Raw genomic sequence first — 16,014 nt, 5'->3', positions numbered from 1 at the left:
CGGTTGACCTCGTCCTTCGGCAGCGAGGAGCCGGGCGTGTGCCACAGCCCGCGGCTCTGTCGTACTGCGGTGTTGTGCGGTCAGGCAGACTTCCTGCTGTCTCGCGGGTGCACGGCGATGTTCATCGCTCCGGAACGCAGGACCGCCAGCCTCTCGGCCAGCACCTCCTCCAGCTCCTCGCGTGTGCGCCGCTCCATGAGCATGTCCCAGTGCGTACGCGCAGGCTTGCCCTTCTTCTCCTCGGGGCCGTCCCCGTCCACCAGGAGTGCCATGGCGCCGCACGCCTTGCACTCCCACTCCGGCGGAATCTCCGCCTCTACCGAGAACGGCATCTCAAACCGATGTCCGTTCTGGCATGCGTACTCCACCGCCTGGCGCGGGGCCAGATCGATGCCGCGGTCCGTCTCGTAGCTGGTAACCACGAGTCGCGTGCCGCGGAGAGCTCGCTCACTCATGAATCGTGCCTCCCGGGCTTGTCGCCCACAGGACAGGTGTCGCTGTCGTCGTCATCCGGTCAACGTCCGGTCGGCGGCAAAGATTCCCGTTGCCGGTCATGCGTCGCCCGTCGTGCCGCTGCTTCTTCAGGGTTGGGGTACCCGCCAATGCCCGGTTTGTCACATCTGGCAGAAGTTGTCACCCAACGGTTTGGCTTTTCCACTCGCAGTAACGGCCCTCCGGGCAGGCCAAAGGCGTACACTACCGGCCTTTCACTTCAACGTCTAAATCCGTTCCGGAACGGGATTCCCCGCTGCCGCCACGGCCTGCCGGATCGGCACCCTCGCGAGCAGTGCGGAACCAACCACGAAGAAGATCACCAACGAGATGATCGCATCCCGATAGCTCCCGGTCAGCTGATACGCGAGACCGAACACCAGCGGCCCGAGCCAGCTCAGTCCGCGGTCGCTCATCTCGTATGCGGAGAAATACTCGGCCTCCTTGCCGCGCGGCACCAGGTGCGAGAACAGCGAGCGTGACAGCGCCTGGCTGCCGCCGAGCACCAGACCGATCGCCGAGGCCAGCGCATAGAAGAAGACCGGCGTGTCGGCGGGCAGAAAGCAGGCGGCGACGAGAATCAGCGTCCAGACGACGAGCGAGCCGAGGATCGTGCGCTTCGTGCCGTACACCCGCGCCAGCCGGCCCATCCCCAGCGCTCCGGCCACCGCGAGCACCTGCACCAGCAGCACGGCCGTGATCAGCGTCGTCTGGTCGAGGCCCAGTTCCTCGGAGCCGTACACCGAGGCCTGGGAGATCACCGTCTGCACGCCGTCGTTGTAGACGAGGTACGCCAGCAGGAAGGAGAGGGTCAGCGGATGGCGGCGCATGTCGCGCAGGGTGGCCATCAGCTGCCGCCATCCCGAGCCGACCGCCCCCTCACCGCTCGGTGTCATCCGCCGGTCGCGCAGCCGTCGCAGCGGTACGACGGTGAAGGCACCCCACCAGACACCGGCCGATGCGAGACAGATCCGCACCGCGTCGGACTCGGAGAGGCCGAAGGAGTCGTGGCCCGTGTACAGGACCAGATTCAGAATGAGGACGAACGCACCCGACGTGTATCCGAACGCCCAGCCGCGCGACGAGACCGCATCCCGCTCGTCCGGTCCGGCGATCTGCGGCAGATAGGCGTTGTAGAGCACCATCGACACCGAGACCGAGGCGTTCGCCACGATCAGCAGAAACGCGCCCAGCAGATAGCGCTGGCCGTCCAGGAAGAACATGCCGGTGGTCGCGGCAGCCCCTACATAGGCCGCGGCCGCCAGCAGCGGCTTCTTGCGCCCCGTACGGTCCGCGGCGGCGCCCACGATCGGCATCACGATCACCGCGACCACGACGGACACGGAGACCGCGTAGGCGAACAGCGACCCGGCGCGCACCGGTATGCCGAGCGGGTGCACGAAACCGTCGGCGTCGGCGGCTGCCTCGGCGACCGACGTCAGGTAGGGGCCGAGGAATACCGTCAGGACGCTCGTCGAGTAGACGGAGCAGGCGAAGTCATAGAAATACCAGCCGCGTTGTTCACGCCTGCGGCTCTCGGCGTCGGCGGAACCCGTCGTGAGTCCAGCCGGCTCAGCGGTGTCCGCGGTTTCGGCGCTCAACCCGCACCCCCTCGTCTCTCCCCGTGGAGACCTCGCACGGACCGGCGTCAGGCCCAGGCCCCCCGCTCGCTCAGCACCGTACGCAGCGTCTCGATGTGATCGGTCATGATGCCATCCACACCGAGATCGAGGAGCGCTGCCATCCGCTCGGGTTCGTTCACCGTCCAGACGTGCACCTGGAGTCCGCGTGCGTGCGCCTCTCGTACGAAGCGCCGGTCGACCACCCGGACGCCGTTCTGGCTCTCCGGCACCTGCGCGCACACCGCGCCGGCCCGCAGCGCCACCGGTATGCCGTACGAGCGCAGCCGCAGGCCCAGCACGCCGCGGACGCCGTAGGAGGTGGCGAGCCGGGGTCCCGCAAGACGGTGGGCCCTGGCGATCCGGGCCTCCGAGAACGAGCCGACGCACACCCGGTCCCAGGCATCCGCCCGGCGGATCAGACCGACCAGCGGGGCCAGGGCGGACTCGGCCTTGATGTCGACGTTCCAGCGGGCTTCCGGGAACGTCTCCAGCAGCTCCTCGAACAGCGGCAGCGGCTCCCGGCCGGCCACCCTGGCCTGCCGCACCTCGCTCCACGGCAGCTCGGCCAGCCGGCCCCGGGCATCCGTCACCCGGTCAAGAGTGGCGTCGTGGAAGGCCACCAGACGACCGTCCGCCGTGGTGTGCACATCGGTCTCGAAGTAGCGGTACCCGGCATCGGCGGCCCGCCGGAACGCGGCCGTGGTGTTCTCGATCCCGTCTGCGCTACCCCCTCGATGGGCGAACGGGATCGTCGAGGGATGGTCGAGATAGGGGTGGCGTTCGGAGGTCACTGGGGCAGTATGGCCTGCTCCGGCGTCCGGGCGCTGACGGTGGTGTCGCCGCTGTCCGGCCCGGGTGCGACGGGCGCCTGGTCAGCGGGCCCGGCGGCGGCCTCTGTCGCCGGCTTTCCGCCGGCCGCGAAAAAACGCAGGAAGAACTGGGCGAGCGGGCCGATGGCCAGGGCGTAGAGCACCGTGCCCGCGCCGAGCGAGCCGCCGAGCACGAAGCCCGTCACCACGACCGCCACCTCGATCAGTGTGCGGACGAGCCGGATGGAGCGGCCGGTACGCAGGTGCAGACCAGTCATGAGCCCGTCGCGTGGTCCCGGGCCGAACCGCGCCGCGATGTACAGCCCCGTCGCGACACCGTTGACCACGACACCGGCGACCATTACGGCGACCTGCGCGGCGAGGCCGTGCACGTCGGGCACGAGCGCCAGCGTGCCGTCCATGGTGATACCGATGGCGAACACATTGGAGACGGTGCCGAGACCGGGACGCTGCCTGATCGGTATCCACAACAGCAGAACGGCGGCGCCGACAATGATCGAGACGACCCCGATGGACAGCCCGGTTCGCTCGGCGAGCCCCTGATGCAGCACTCCCCAGGGTTCGAGGCCGAGACCGGCGCGGACCAGGAGCGCCGAACTCGCCCCGTACAGCGCAAGGCCGACGTACAGCTGAATCAGCCTTCGTATGAGGTGTGCCCCGCGAGGGACAGGGGTGATGGACAAGAGGTGCCCCCCTGGAGTGGTGGTGGTGGACTGCCGCATGTCACCCTGTGGCAGGGGATTGGCCGCCAACTATGGCCAATCCGAGGAAGGTGGACTGATTTCCATGGCCCAGTGGACTTCCGCAGTCGGTGCGGCACAGCTCGCGCGGCAGCTCCAGGCCCAACAGCCCCGGCCCGCCGGACCGGGCGCCCGCAGGCCGCCCGTCTATCGCGCACTGGCCGACGGGGTCCGTCTGCTCGTCCTCGAAGGCCGGGTGCCGGTGGCCGCCCGGCTCCCCGCCGAGCGCGAACTGGCGCTTGCCCTGTCCGTCAGCCGAACCACCGTCGCCGCCGCGTACGAGGCGCTTCGGACCGAAGGATTCCTGGAGTCCCGCCGCGGCGCAGGCAGCTGGACCGCCGTGCCCGCGGGTAATCCGCTGCCCGCACGCGGTCTGGAACCGCTTCCCCCGGAGTCGCTCGGTTCGATGATCGACCTGGGCTGCGCCTCGCTGCCCGCCCCCGAACCGTGGCTGACCAGGGCGGTCCAGGGCGCCCTGGAGGAGCTGGCACCGTACGCCCACACCCACGGCGACTACCCGGCCGGTCTGCCCGCGCTGCGGCAGATGATCGCCGACCGCTACACCGGGCGTGGCATTCCGACCATGCCCGAACAGATCATGGTCACCACCGGGGCGATGGGCGCGATCGACGCGATCTGCCACCTCTTCGCCGGCCGTGGCGAACGGATCGCGGTGGAGTCCCCGAGCTACGCCAACATCCTGCAACTGATGCGGGAGGCGGGCGCGCGGCTGGTGCCGGTGGCGATGGAGGAAGGGCTCGGCGGCTGGGAAATGAACCGGTGGCGGCAGGTGCTGCGGGACGCGGCGCCGCGGCTCGCGTACGTCGTCGCCGACTTCCACAACCCCACCGGCGCACTGGCCGACGAGGACCGGCGACGTGACCTGGTGGACGCCGCGCGCTCCGCCGGTACGGTCCTGGTCGTCGACGAGACCATGAACGAGCTGTATCTCGACGCCGATGTGCAGATGCCGCGCCGGGTTTGCACCTTCGATCCGGCGGGCTCCACCGTGCTCACTGTCGGATCGGCGAGCAAGGCCTTCTGGGCCGGCATGCGGATCGGCTGGGTGCGCGCCGCGCCGGACGTGATCCGCAGCCTGGTGGCCGCCCGCGCCTATGCCGACATGGGGACGCCCGTCCTTGAGCAGCTCGCCGTCAACTGGCTGATGCGTACCGGCGGCTGGGAACAGGCCGTGCAGGTCCGGCGTGAACAGGCGCGGGAGAACCGGGACTCGCTCGTCGCCGCGGTCCGCCGGGAGCTGCCGGACTGGGAGTTCTCGGTTCCGCGTGGTGGTCTGACCCTCTGGGTGCGTACCGGTGGCCTCTCCGGCTCCCGGCTCGCGGTGGCGGGGGAGAGGGTCGGCGTACGCGTTCCCTCCGGCCCCCGGTTCGGTGTCGACGGCGCCTTCGAGGGGTACGTACGGCTGCCGTTCACGGTCGCGGGGCCGGTCGCGGACGAGGCGGCGGTACGACTCGCTGCGGCGGCGCAGCTTGTGGGTTCGGGGGCGGTCGCGGGGGCGGAGGCGCCGCGGACCTTCGTCGCCTGATCGACAGGGCGTCGCGGGGGCGACGGATCAGCTGATCCGCCATCCCCGCGCCGTCGCGCTCAGTCTCTGACCGCCACGTCCTTGACGGCCACGGCGCACGGCATGGCCGGGTCCGGGACGCCCCCGACCGGTGCGGTCTCCTCGGCCGGTGCCTGCCGCCCGGGGAGCAGGCCGAGGACGGCCTGCCGCTGTGCCTCGCTGGTCGCCTCATCGTACGGATCAGGTGTGGCCGGGACCTGGAGCCGCAGCACGGGACCGGTGCCGAGCCGCGCGTACCCCCGGCCGGGAGGGACGTCCGGTGCCGGGGTGGTGTGCGGCTCCGTGCCGAGCACGACCTCGACCTGGTCGCGAGAACAGTCGCCGAGCACGACCCTGGCCCGGGTATGGGTCCGTACGGTCTCGCCGAGGGTGTCCAGGCTGTCGAACTGATCGGTCATGACCACGGTGACGTTGGCCGCCCTGCCGTGCCGCAGCGGCACCTGGAGCAGCTCCTGGGGGTCGGGCTTGGCGTCAGCCGCCGCCAGGTGGCCGAGGATGCTGGGCCGGTCCAGCAGGATCCAGAGCGGGCGCTTGGTGTCGTCGGGGGCGGGGTGGCCGGACTGCCGGGCCCGGTTCGCCGCGATCAGCCGTCGCTCCGTTTCGTGGACGGCCCACTCCAGTGTCGCCAGCGCGCCGGCCAGGCCGCATTCCACGGCCAGTACGCCATCGCGTCCGGTCAGGCAGGCGTACTCACCGGTTCCGCTGCCTTCGACGATCAGGATGTCGCCGTGCTGGAGCGCCTGCAGGGCGATGGAGCGCATCAGCGTGGTGGTGCCGCTGCCGGGCTGTCCGACGACCAGCAGATGCGGCTCGGTGGAGCGGGCGCCGGTCCGCCAGACGACCGGAGGTGCGTCGCGGGTCGCGCCGCCGTCGTTCACCGGGACGGTGCGCTGCACCGCGTCGCCGTCGGTGAAGCCCAGCACGGTCTCACCGGGGGCGGTGACGAAGCGCTGGGCCCCGATCGAGGTGGGCAGGGCGTCGAGCACGTTCATGACGAGCTGGTTGCCCTCCTCGTTCCAGGCGAAGTGGTACTCGCGGCCACGGCCGGACTTGGCATGCAGCAGTTGCTCGATCCGGATGCGGGAGGCGGCCTCGCTGTCGGTGAAGTAGGCGGGGTACGTCACCTGCAGACGTGTCAGGCGCCCGTTGGCGTCGAACTCGTATCCGCTGAAGACCTTGTCCCAGTGGGCGCCGTGGGCGAACAGCGGACTGGGGTCGTCGGCCACGGAGAAGTACGGCACGAGCGCCTCGTACAGGGACCGCAGCCGCCTGGTCTGCGCCTCGTCGGGCCCCGTCTTCACGGGGGTCCGCTCCCGGCCCTTCCATGCGGCTGCGCCCATCACCGTGACCAGGGCGAGCACGGACCCGTACGGGATGAGCGCGACCAGGAGTACGCAGGCCGCGACGGAGAACAGCGTCGGACCACGCTTGTCCTTGGGTGTCGCGGCCCACTTCTGCCGTCCGGCTCCGGCCAGCAGTCGCAGGCCACGAGTGACTGTGATCAGCGGATGGAGGACGTCGGTGGCGTTGTCGGCGGCCGTGCGCGCGAACTCGCGACCGCGAGTGATCGAAGCGCTGCCGTTGTTCAGAATACGGGGGAGTGGTCGCCGGGCCACGTCGGTCTCCTGAGGGGTGGGAGTGGTCTCGGGCGGTCAGAATTTGATCCCGCCCAAGAGACTGGCGAGACTCGCGCCGCCCGCTGTGATGCTCGGTGCGATGGCGGTGCCTGCCAGATAGAAGCCGAACATGGCAGTGACGACGGCGTGCGATGCCTTGAGGCCGTCCTTCCTGAAGAACAGGAAGACGATGATGCCGAGGATGACTACGCCTGACATGGACAGGATCATGAGAGGTTCTCCTGATTAGGGGGACAGTCACCATGAGTCCTTCCAGGTTCACCGGAAGTATCTATGCGGTAAAAGCGGTATTTGGGTGAAAAGTCTGCATTTTCACTTGTTTGTCCGACGTGGGAGCGTTGGTGGGGCGGACAACTCGATGTGCACGTGCTGTTCCGTCGTTACCGGACGTGATCTTTTGCCCTGGGTGAGCCGGGGTGTGCGAGCGATGGAGCAGTACCCTGTCGATTCACTCGTACGGCCCCTACGTCGTACGCCCCGGCAGGTCAGCAGTGGTGAACCGGTTGATGGAAGGCGGTCCGTCCGATGAGCGAAACCCCCGATCCCGAGGTGGTCGAGCTGGCGACGAAGGTCTTCGACCTGGCCCGCCGCGGTGAGACCGACACCCTCGCCGCGTATGTCGACGCGGGTGTTCCCGCGAATCTCACCAACGACCGGGGCGATTCGCTGCTGATGCTCGCCGCGTATCACGGGCATGCAGCCGCGGTCACCGCCCTCGTCGGCCGCGGAGCCGACCCGGACCGGGCCAATGACCGCGGACAGACGCCGCTCGCCGGAGCCGTCTTCAAGGGTGAGGGCGCGGTGATCGAGGCGCTGCTCGCCGCAGGGGCCGACCCGGCGGCCGGGACACCCTCCGCACTGGACACTGCACGCATGTTCGGCAAGGCCGACCTGCTGGAACTCTTCGGCTCCCGCTGACCGGGTACGTCGTAAATGTGGTCGCGGTGGCGAAATGGCTGGGTCATCATGACGTCGCGGGCCCGGTTCGGGCCACCGACGAGAGGCAGAGGAAGATGGTCTACACCAAGCAGAAGACGGCGGTCGGCCGATCATGTTGCTGCGCGGCGTAGTGCCCCACCCGGCACTTGGAACTGCACAGTCCCGGTTGCGTCGACAGCTTGATGTGAGGCTTTTTCCATGTTTGATGCGTTCATAGCGCCGAGCGGCACCCTGCTCGGCCTGCTGCAGAGGGGCCGTGGCGACGGCACGCTCCACGCGCTCGCCGCACCACGCCCCGAGGCCCTGGCGGCTCTCAACCACTGCGTCCTGAGCGATCCGCGTCACGACTGGCAGGTGGAGAACCGCTCGCTCTACTACGCACGCCTGTATCTCGACCTCGACGGCGGTATCGAAGAGATCGAGCGCCACCTGTGCGATCCCTGCGACCACCTCGACACCGACGACTCACGCACCGGGCTGGCCCTCGCCGTACTCGGCCACCTCGCCTCGTACGGACGGGACGACGCCCTGGCCCTGCTGAGGCGGTACGCCGCGACCGGAGCCAACTGGGCCTGGGCCCTGGACGAGCTCGCTCTGCGTGACGACGACGCGGGGCTCCGCGCGCTCGCCGTACCCGTGCTCAGCCGCTTCCCGGCCACCGAGGAGGGCGCCGCCGAGCTGGCCGCCGCCGTACGGGACGCCTTCGAACCCCGCCCCTGGCGGCTCTGGGCGGACGACCCGCGCGAGGAGGTCGGTGCCAGGGTCAGGACCGCCTCGGAACAGGGCTCCTTCGACCGCTGGCAACGGCAGATGCGGCCCGGTGGCCCCCGCCCCGGCTGGAGCGTCCAGGCCATCCTCGGCTGGGCCCAGCAGGGACTCGAACGCGGCAGCGCCCTCCACGTCCCGGCGGCCCGGTGCCTCATCGCCGTCGCCGGCCCCGAGGACCGGTCCACGATCATCGAGGCCGCCCGCAGCGGCCCCGAGGGCGCACGCTGCGCCGCTCTGCACTATCTGGCCGAGGCCAGGGACCCGGCCGTGCTCGACCTGATCGAGACCGCCGCGGTCGGCGCCTCCCGCACCGTCGCCGACGCAGGCGTCGCCGCCTTCGAGCGGATGTGCGGCGACGCGGCGGTGGAGCGTGCCAGGCGCTGGGCCCGACGGCCCGACGCCCTCGGCGCCTCCGCGGCCGGTGTGCTCGCCTGCCGGGGCGGCGCCCAGGACGCCCCACTGGTCCTCGGCGCACTCCGCGAGGCCGTACGGGGCGAAGGCCCGGACGCACCACGCCTGTGGACCCTCGTCGACGGCATGGGCCGGCTGGGCATCGCCTGTGCCGCCCCCGTACTGCGCCATGTCTACCGGGAGACGTCCTCCTCGCACCTGCGTGGCCGAGCGGCCCGTGCACTGGCCGCCACCGACCCCTCCTTCGCCACCGGATTCGCCGTCGAATGCCTGTGGGACTGCGAGGAGACCACCCGTGAGGTCGCCGCACTCCACGCCGAGACCGGCGACATCAGGGTCGCCGAGCGACTGCGCCGACTCGCCGCGGACCCGGTCGAGGAGGCCGAGGTGCAGACAGCGGTACGCAGCAGGATCGGGCCCGACACCCCCGCGGTCTGACCGGAATACGCACAGCGGCGCGCATCGGAGGCGGCGCTGCGGAGCGCGCCGGGCGCCGTGCAGCCGGCCGGTGCGCCGACCGCCGCGGAGCAGGTCGTGCCGTCTGGGCCGTTGCCCGTGCCACGGGTGAGTATGGAGGGATGACCGGACGCTGGGAGTTCTGGATCGACCGTGGCGGGACGTTCACCGATGTCGTAGGCCGGGATCCCGATGGGCACCTGGTCACGCGCAAGCTGCTCTCCCACGACCCGGACCGCTACCGCGACGCCGCCGTGGCCGGAATCCGGGGACTGCTGGGCCTCGGCCCCGCCGAACCGGTCCCCGCCGACCGGGTCGGCACGGTGAAGATCGGCACGACGGTCGCCACCAACGCCCTGCTGGAGCGGCGCGGTGAGCCGACCGTCCTGGTCATCACGGAAGGCTTCCGCGACGCGCTGCGCATCGCGTACCAGAACCGGCCGAGACTCTTCGACCGCCGCATCCTGCTGCCCGAGGCCGTGTACGAGCGGGTGATCGAGGTCCCCGAACGGGTCGACGCACGCGGCCGGGTCCTGACGCCACTCGACCGGGACGCGGTGGCCGAGCGGTTGCAGGCGGCCCGGGCCGACGGACTGCGTAGCGCGGCGGTCGTTCTGATGCACGGTTACCGCTACCCCGGACACGAGACCGCCATAGCGGCCGCAGCCCGCGAGGCAGGCTTCACCCAGGTCAGCTGCTCGCACGAGGTGAGCCCACTGATCAAGCTCGTACCACGCGGCGACACCACCGTCGTCGACGCCTACCTCTCGCCGATCCTGCGCCGGTACGTCGACGAGGTCGCCCGCGAACTCGACGGAATCCGGCTGATGTTCATGCAGTCCAACGGCGGGCTGCGCGAAGCCTCCCACTTCCGGGGCAAGGACGCGGTGCTCTCCGGCCCCGCCGGTGGCGTGGTCGGCATGGCCCGCACGTCCGGACAGGCCGGATTCGACCGGGTCATCGGCTTCGACATGGGCGGCACATCCACCGATGTGTCGCACTACGCGGGCGAGTTCGAGCGCGAACTGGGCACGCAGGTGGCCGGTGTGCGGATGCGCGCCCCCATGATGAACATCCACACCGTCGCTGCCGGCGGCGGCTCCGTCCTGCACTTCGACGGCCACCGCTACCGCGTCGGCCCCGACTCGGCGGGCGCGATCCCCGGCCCGGCCTGCTACCGCCGAGGCGGGCCGCTGACCGTCACCGACGCCAACGTGATGCTCGGCCGGGTCCAGCCGGCGCACTTCCCGGCCGTCTTCGGACCGGACGGCGACCTCCCGCTCGACGCGGACCTCGTACGCGAACGCTTCGACGCGCTCGCGCAGGACGTGGCGCGCGCCACCGGAACGCGGCACACGGCAGCCGAGGTCGCCGCCGGGTTCCTGGAGATCGCCGTGCTCAACATGGCCAACGCGGTCAAGAAGATCTCCGTGCAACGCGGACACGACATCACCCGCTATGCCCTGACCGGCTTCGGCGGCGCCGGAGGCCAGCACGTCTGCGCCGTCGCCGACGCCCTCGGTATCGAAACGGTCCTCGTACCACCCCTGGCCGGCGTGCTGTCCGCGTACGGCATCGGTCTCGCCGACGCCACCGCGATGCGCGAACAGTCCGTCGAGGCGCAACTGAACGACGCGACCCGGACCGTGGTGGGCGAACTCTGCGACGAACTCGCCGCCCGCACCCGTGCCGAACTGCGCGCCGACGCCATCCCCGACAGCGCGATCAGCACGCGCGCCCGGGTGTTCCTGCGCTACGCCGGCACGGACTCGAGCCTGCCCGTCGGCCTGGACAGCGCACCCGCCATGGCCGAGGCGTTCACCACAGAGCACCGCGCGCGCTACGCGTTCACCATGGACAGACCCCTTGTCGTCGAGGCGGTGTCGGTCGAGGCGATCGGAACGGCGGGACAGCACGAACCGTGCCCGGCCGCCCGCACACCCCGCGAGAGCACAGAACCTCGACCACACGACACCGTAAGGATGTTCACCGACGGCCGATGGCAGGACACCCCGCTTCACCGGCGCGAGGAACTGCACCCTGCGGACACCGTGACGGGCCCTGGCGTGATCGCCGAGGCGGATGCCACCACTGTCGTCAACCCGGGTTGGCAGGCCGCCCTCGCCGACACCGGCCATCTGCTGCTCACCAGGGTCCGCCCGCGCCCGGACCGCACAGCCGTCGGCACCCGGGTCGACCCCGTCATGCTGGAGGTCTTCAACAACCTCTTCATGTCGATCGCCGAACAGATGGGCGTACGCCTGGAGAACACGGCCCACTCCGTCAACATCAAGGAGCGGCTCGACTTCTCCTGCGCCCTCTTCGACGCGGACGGCAATCTGATCGCCAATGCCCCGCACATTCCCGTGCACCTCGGCTCGATGGGGGAGTCCATCAAGGAGGTGCTGCGGCGCAACAGTGGAGCGATGCGGCCCGGCGATGTGTACGCCATCAACGATCCGTACCACGGCGGCACACATCTGCCCGATGTGACCGTTGTGACACCCGTGTTCGACGAGACCGGTGGCGAGCGGCCGGAGCTGCGCTTCCTTGTGGCCTCACGCGGACACCACGCCGAGATCGGCGGCATCACCCCCGGCTCCATGCCCGCCTTCAGCCGCACCATCCACGAGGAAGGAGTGCTGTTCGACAACTGGCTGCTGGTGCGGGACGGCAGACTCCGCGAGGCCGAGACGCGCGAGCTGCTCACCGCCGCCGCGTACCCCTCCCGCGACCCGGACACCAACCTCGCCGATCTGCGCGCCCAGATCGCCGCCAATGAGAAAGGCATTGCCGAACTCCGCCGCATGGTCGAGCAGTTCGGCCCGGAGGTCGTAGCCGCGTACATGGGGCACGTGCAGGACAACGCAGAGGAGTCCGTCCGCCGGATCATCGCTGGACTGCACGACGGCGCCTACCGCTACGAGACCGACAACGGCGCCGTCATCAAGCTCGCCCTCACCGTGGACAAGTCCACCCGCGGCGCAGTCGTCGACTTCACCGGCACCTCACCGCAGCAGCCGGGCAACTTCAACGCGCCGAAATCCGTGGTGATGGCGGCTGTCCTGTACGTCTTCCGGACCTTGGTCGCCGACGACATCCCGCTCAACAGCGGCTGCCTCAAGCCCCTGGAGGTCATAATTCCGGAAGGCTCCATGCTGGCCCCCGTCCATCCGGCGGCCACCGTCGCGGGAAACGTGGAGACGTCCCAGGCCGTCACCGGCGCCCTGTACGCGGCGCTCGGCATCCAGGCCGAGGGTTCGGGCACCATGAACAACCTCACCTTCGGCAACGAACGGGTCCAGTACTACGAGACCGTGGCGAGCGGCTCGGGCGCGGGCGACGGCTTCGACGGCGCCGACGCCGTGCAGACCCATATGACCAACTCCCGCCTCACTGACCCCGAAGTGCTCGAATGGCGCTACCCCGTGCTGCTGGAGAGCTTCCGGGTACGGGACGGCAGCGGGGGCACGGGGCGCTGGCACGGTGGCTGCGGCGTGGAGCGGCGAATCCGCTTCCTCGAACCCGTGACCGTGGCGCTGCTATCCGGCCACCGCCGGGTCCGGCCGTACGGCATGGCGGGCGGCGGACCAGGCGCGCTGGGCGAGCAGCACATCGAGCGCTCGGACGGCCGGACGGTCACACCACTGCGGGGCTGTGACACGGCCGACCTGGAGCGGCAGGACGTACTGGTGCTCCGCACACCGGGCGGCGGGGGCTACGGACCCCCGGAGCCGGGCCGGAACGACCGCAAGGACTCCACCGGGGAACGACTGTGATGCCGACGCCGGCCGGCTCCGGGCAAGGGGTCGCTTCTGCGTCGTTTCGACCGTTGTCCATGTGAGGACCTAATCTGTGCAGCGTGACTTCGCCTGCCTGTACGGACCATGCTGCGCCGCAGCTCAGCGCGGGGCCGCGGCCTGCCCCGGGCCCGGCCGCCGACGAGGGGCTCTCGCGGCGGCTGCGCGCGCTCGCCTGCACGGCTCCGCTGCACGACCTCGATGTGCGCAAGGCGAATCTGGCCGGTGAGTACACCGTCTACGCGATGGCCGAGGTCGCACTCGCCGCGATCGACCTCGTCACACTCAACATGGACTTCGACACGGGTGCCGACCACGACCAGATAGTGACCAGGCTGCTTCCCCGCGTCGCCGCCCAGGCACCGCGCCGCCCGGCCGCCGAGCACGAGCGGGTCGCCCGCTGGGTGCTGGAGAACCTGATCAACGTCGGCAGCGTCGACCGCGGATTCCGTGCGGTATACGGCACTTTCGGCCCCGATGGGGTGTACGTCCGTCGCGACTACGACTTCAAACTGATCGAAGAGGTCCCGGGATACGGCGGCACCGTCTACCTCCGGGCCACCGACGAAGCGGTCAACGTCCTGGTCGGCGCCCTCGACACGGACGTCACCAGCGCCCAGATCGCCGCCGAGGTGAAGCTGGAGGTCCTCATCAGCCGAGGCCGCCTCGCGGACGCACAGCTCGCCGCCGAGCAGGCCCGCTACCGCACCGTGCAGTACGCGGAGACCCTCCGCAAGACACTGGAGGCCACCCGGCGCAACGTCCGGGCCGTCGACTGGCTCAATGCCGTGCCCGACATGATCGCCGAAGCACTCGACCACGTCGCCGACCGCTACCGCCACGAGAACGCGATCCTCACCAACATCCGCAAGGCGCGCGACGAGGCCGAGGAGCCCGAGCACAAGCGGCGCGCCGCCGAGCTCGTCGACATCGTCAAGGACTGCATCCGCCGCCACACCCAACTGCAGTCCCGCCTGCTGGAAGCCGGGCCGCTCTTCCGCGCCGAACAGGACCGGCAGGCGTTCGCCACGCCCACTGCCCGCACCGGCCTCGATCTGTACGGTCAGCTGGTCGCCCCGCTGCTGCCCCTCCCCGTCGAACAGGCCATCCGCGTCACGGACGCGTTCTTCGCCCACGGCACCGGGCAGCGCACGCCCACCTCGGTACGGGTGGGCGACCTCGTCGACATGCTGCTCACCCCGCCAGTGGAGCGGGAACACCTGGGCGCCGAAATGCCCGAACCCGATCTGATCGCCACCCCGGACGACAGCCGGTTCAGCGAGGAGCAGCTCGCGAGCGCCATGGAACTCCTCGACCTGGAGCATGACGCCCCACGCCGGCTCTCCGGACTCCTCGCGGAGGCCCGGCGCCGCGATCCCGAACTGCCCTACCTGGTCGCCCTGCTCGCGGTGCACGCAGCGAGCCCGCCGGTCGGCACCGCCTACCGGCAGGGCGAGCAACGCCTGTTGTTCTCCGTCGACGACGGGACGCAGCTCGACGACCCTGAGTTCGGCGGTGCGGACCTGATAGTGGGTACGGCCCTGCTGGACGCGGCCGGAATGGCCGCGGACCGCTCGGAGGCGTCGTGAGCGGCGCGTCACATGAGGCACATGAGACGCCGACCCGGTCGGCGCACGTCGGCCATGGACGTCGCTGGTCCGTCCGCGCCCACGCGGTGTGCGCGGACCGGACCGAGCCGCCCAGGACGGGTTCCGGCGCCGTCCACCCCGTACCGAAGAGTTTCCGCATCAAGGAGCGACAGTCGTGAGCGACCACCGCGCACAGCACCCCGACGCGTGGAGCGAGCCGACCGTCGCGTACGCGACCGAGAACGCGACGCCCGCCGACCCGGCAGGGCCCACCACCGCACCCGTCACCCCGGCCGACGCAGCCGACGCCGCCCGGCTCGTCGCCTTCGGGCTGCAGCCCAAACTGCTGCCCGCACGCGACGCCGAGTACGCAGAACTGCTTCGCCGCTACCGGGAGGAACCCACTTTCGCCCGGCTCGCCGACGCCGTGGCGACCGGACTCGGCCTGGTCGTCCTCGAAGTGTCCACCCGCGCCGGCATGGCCGTGACCGCCGGTGAGGGCTCGGTCTTCGCCGTCCGCATGGGCGACTATGCCCGCCGCGCCTCGTCCGACTCCGCCGACCGCTTCCTGCACGGGCTCGCACACCTCGCCGTCGCCGCGATGGCCTTCCCCCGCCCCGAGGACCTCGCCGACGACGCGTACATCGGCCGGATCACCGTCAACGGCGTCGACTCGTTCGTACGCCAGGCGTGCCAACGCTTGGAGGAGCGCGCCGAGGAGTGCGGCGACAACACCGACCCGGCCACCGGCGCCCCCGGGCTGGAGGCGGCCTGGCGGATCTACGCCCGGCGCAGCTCCACCGGAGCCACGAAGGACGCCCGAAGGCTGGCCGGCTCCACCACCGGCATCGTCGGCAAGGCCGTCGCCTTCCTCACCGATTCCGGCTTCCTCCAGCGCACCGGGGACGATGCCGGAGGCGCCTTCCGTACCACCGCCCGCTACCAGCTCCAGGTCCGCGACATGGCCGGCAGCGCCGCCATGGCCGAACTGCTCGAACTCGGAGTCGTACCGGTCACCGACGGAACGGCGACGCTGCTGCCGCCGCCCGACCCCGACGACTCGGAGCTGGTCGCGGACGCCGGTCTGCCCTTTCACGCCTGACCGGCCCGCCCCACCACCGCCGTCTCCCTCCCGCTGCCTGAAC

The 16,014-nt window shown here is 70.5% G+C and carries 12 protein-coding genes; 6 read left to right on the top strand and 6 right to left on the bottom strand.

Translation table 11 applies throughout. From position 1 onward, the window contains the following. Positions 1-80: 80 nt before the first annotated feature. The 4 genes from ABT115_RS28070 to yczE all read right to left on the bottom strand — a co-directional run bounded on the left by ABT115_RS28070 (position 81) and on the right by yczE (position 3,627). Positions 81-455, bottom strand: coding sequence for an RNA polymerase-binding protein RbpA (locus ABT115_RS28070; protein WP_007262928.1), 375 nt, complete (start codon positions 453-455; stop codon positions 81-83). A 264-nt stretch (positions 456-719) separates the two neighbouring features. Next, positions 720-2,093, bottom strand: coding sequence for an MFS transporter (locus ABT115_RS28065; protein ID WP_351795433.1), 1,374 nt, complete (start codon positions 2,091-2,093; stop codon positions 720-722). Positions 2,094-2,140: 47 nt separating this feature from the next. Further along, positions 2,141-2,905: a glycerophosphodiester phosphodiesterase family protein gene (locus tag ABT115_RS28060; RefSeq protein ID WP_351795430.1), complete on the bottom strand. Its 765-nt coding sequence runs from the start codon at positions 2,903-2,905 to the stop codon at positions 2,141-2,143. Then, the gene (gene yczE, locus ABT115_RS28055; protein WP_351795427.1) at positions 2,902-3,627 is read right to left on the bottom strand and encodes a membrane protein YczE; all 726 of its coding nucleotides are present in this window, start codon (positions 3,625-3,627) and stop codon (positions 2,902-2,904) included. The genes ABT115_RS28060 and yczE overlap by 4 nt, the downstream gene beginning before the upstream one ends. Before the next feature lie 103 nt (positions 3,628-3,730). Between yczE and ABT115_RS28050 the strand changes: the two genes are divergently transcribed. Next, complete coding sequence (locus tag ABT115_RS28050; RefSeq protein ID WP_351795425.1) at positions 3,731-5,230, top strand: SCO1417 family PLP biosynthesis transcription factor; 1,500 nt, start codon at positions 3,731-3,733, stop codon at positions 5,228-5,230. Positions 5,231-5,289: 59 nt separating this feature from the next. On the opposite strand, the gene ABT115_RS28045 is transcribed toward ABT115_RS28050, so the two are convergent. Next, positions 5,290-6,885 carry a P-loop NTPase family protein gene (locus ABT115_RS28045; protein WP_351795422.1) on the bottom strand — a complete coding sequence of 532 codons (1,596 nt, stop codon included), beginning with the start codon at positions 6,883-6,885 and terminating at the stop codon, positions 5,290-5,292. Positions 6,886-6,921: 36 nt separating this feature from the next. Next, positions 6,922-7,116 carry a hypothetical protein gene (locus ABT115_RS28040; protein WP_351795419.1) on the bottom strand — a complete coding sequence of 65 codons (195 nt, stop codon included), beginning with the start codon at positions 7,114-7,116 and terminating at the stop codon, positions 6,922-6,924. Between the two features lie 315 nt (positions 7,117-7,431). Between ABT115_RS28040 and ABT115_RS28035 the strand changes: the two genes are divergently transcribed. The 5 genes from ABT115_RS28035 to ABT115_RS28015 all read left to right on the top strand — a co-directional run bounded on the left by ABT115_RS28035 (position 7,432) and on the right by ABT115_RS28015 (position 15,971). Then, a complete protein-coding gene (locus tag ABT115_RS28035; RefSeq protein WP_351795416.1) occupies positions 7,432-7,824 on the top strand; it encodes an ankyrin repeat domain-containing protein in 393 nt (130 codons plus the stop codon). A gap of 219 nt (positions 7,825-8,043) precedes the next feature. Then, on the top strand, positions 8,044-9,462 hold the full coding sequence (locus tag ABT115_RS28030) for a HEAT repeat domain-containing protein (protein WP_351795413.1): 1,419 nt from the start codon (positions 8,044-8,046) through the stop codon (positions 9,460-9,462). 140 nt (positions 9,463-9,602) lie between these two features. After that, positions 9,603-13,259, top strand: coding sequence for a hydantoinase B/oxoprolinase family protein (locus ABT115_RS28025; protein WP_351795410.1), 3,657 nt, complete (start codon positions 9,603-9,605; stop codon positions 13,257-13,259). An 83-nt stretch (positions 13,260-13,342) separates the two neighbouring features. Then, positions 13,343-14,869: a hypothetical protein gene (locus tag ABT115_RS28020; RefSeq protein ID WP_351795408.1), complete on the top strand. Its 1,527-nt coding sequence runs from the start codon at positions 13,343-13,345 to the stop codon at positions 14,867-14,869. Positions 14,870-15,044: 175 nt separating this feature from the next. Continuing rightward, positions 15,045-15,971 (top strand): hypothetical protein, encoded by a 927-nt coding sequence (locus ABT115_RS28015; protein ID WP_351795405.1) that lies wholly within the window; start codon positions 15,045-15,047, stop codon positions 15,969-15,971. Positions 15,972-16,014: the final 43 nt, after the last annotated feature.

This window comes from Streptomyces sp. NPDC001832 (assembly GCF_040297265.1).
GTDB lineage: Bacteria > Actinomycetota > Actinomycetes > Streptomycetales > Streptomycetaceae > Streptomyces.
Note: the sequence above shows the minus strand (reverse complement) of the source record. Positions and strands in the feature narration are given on the sequence as shown.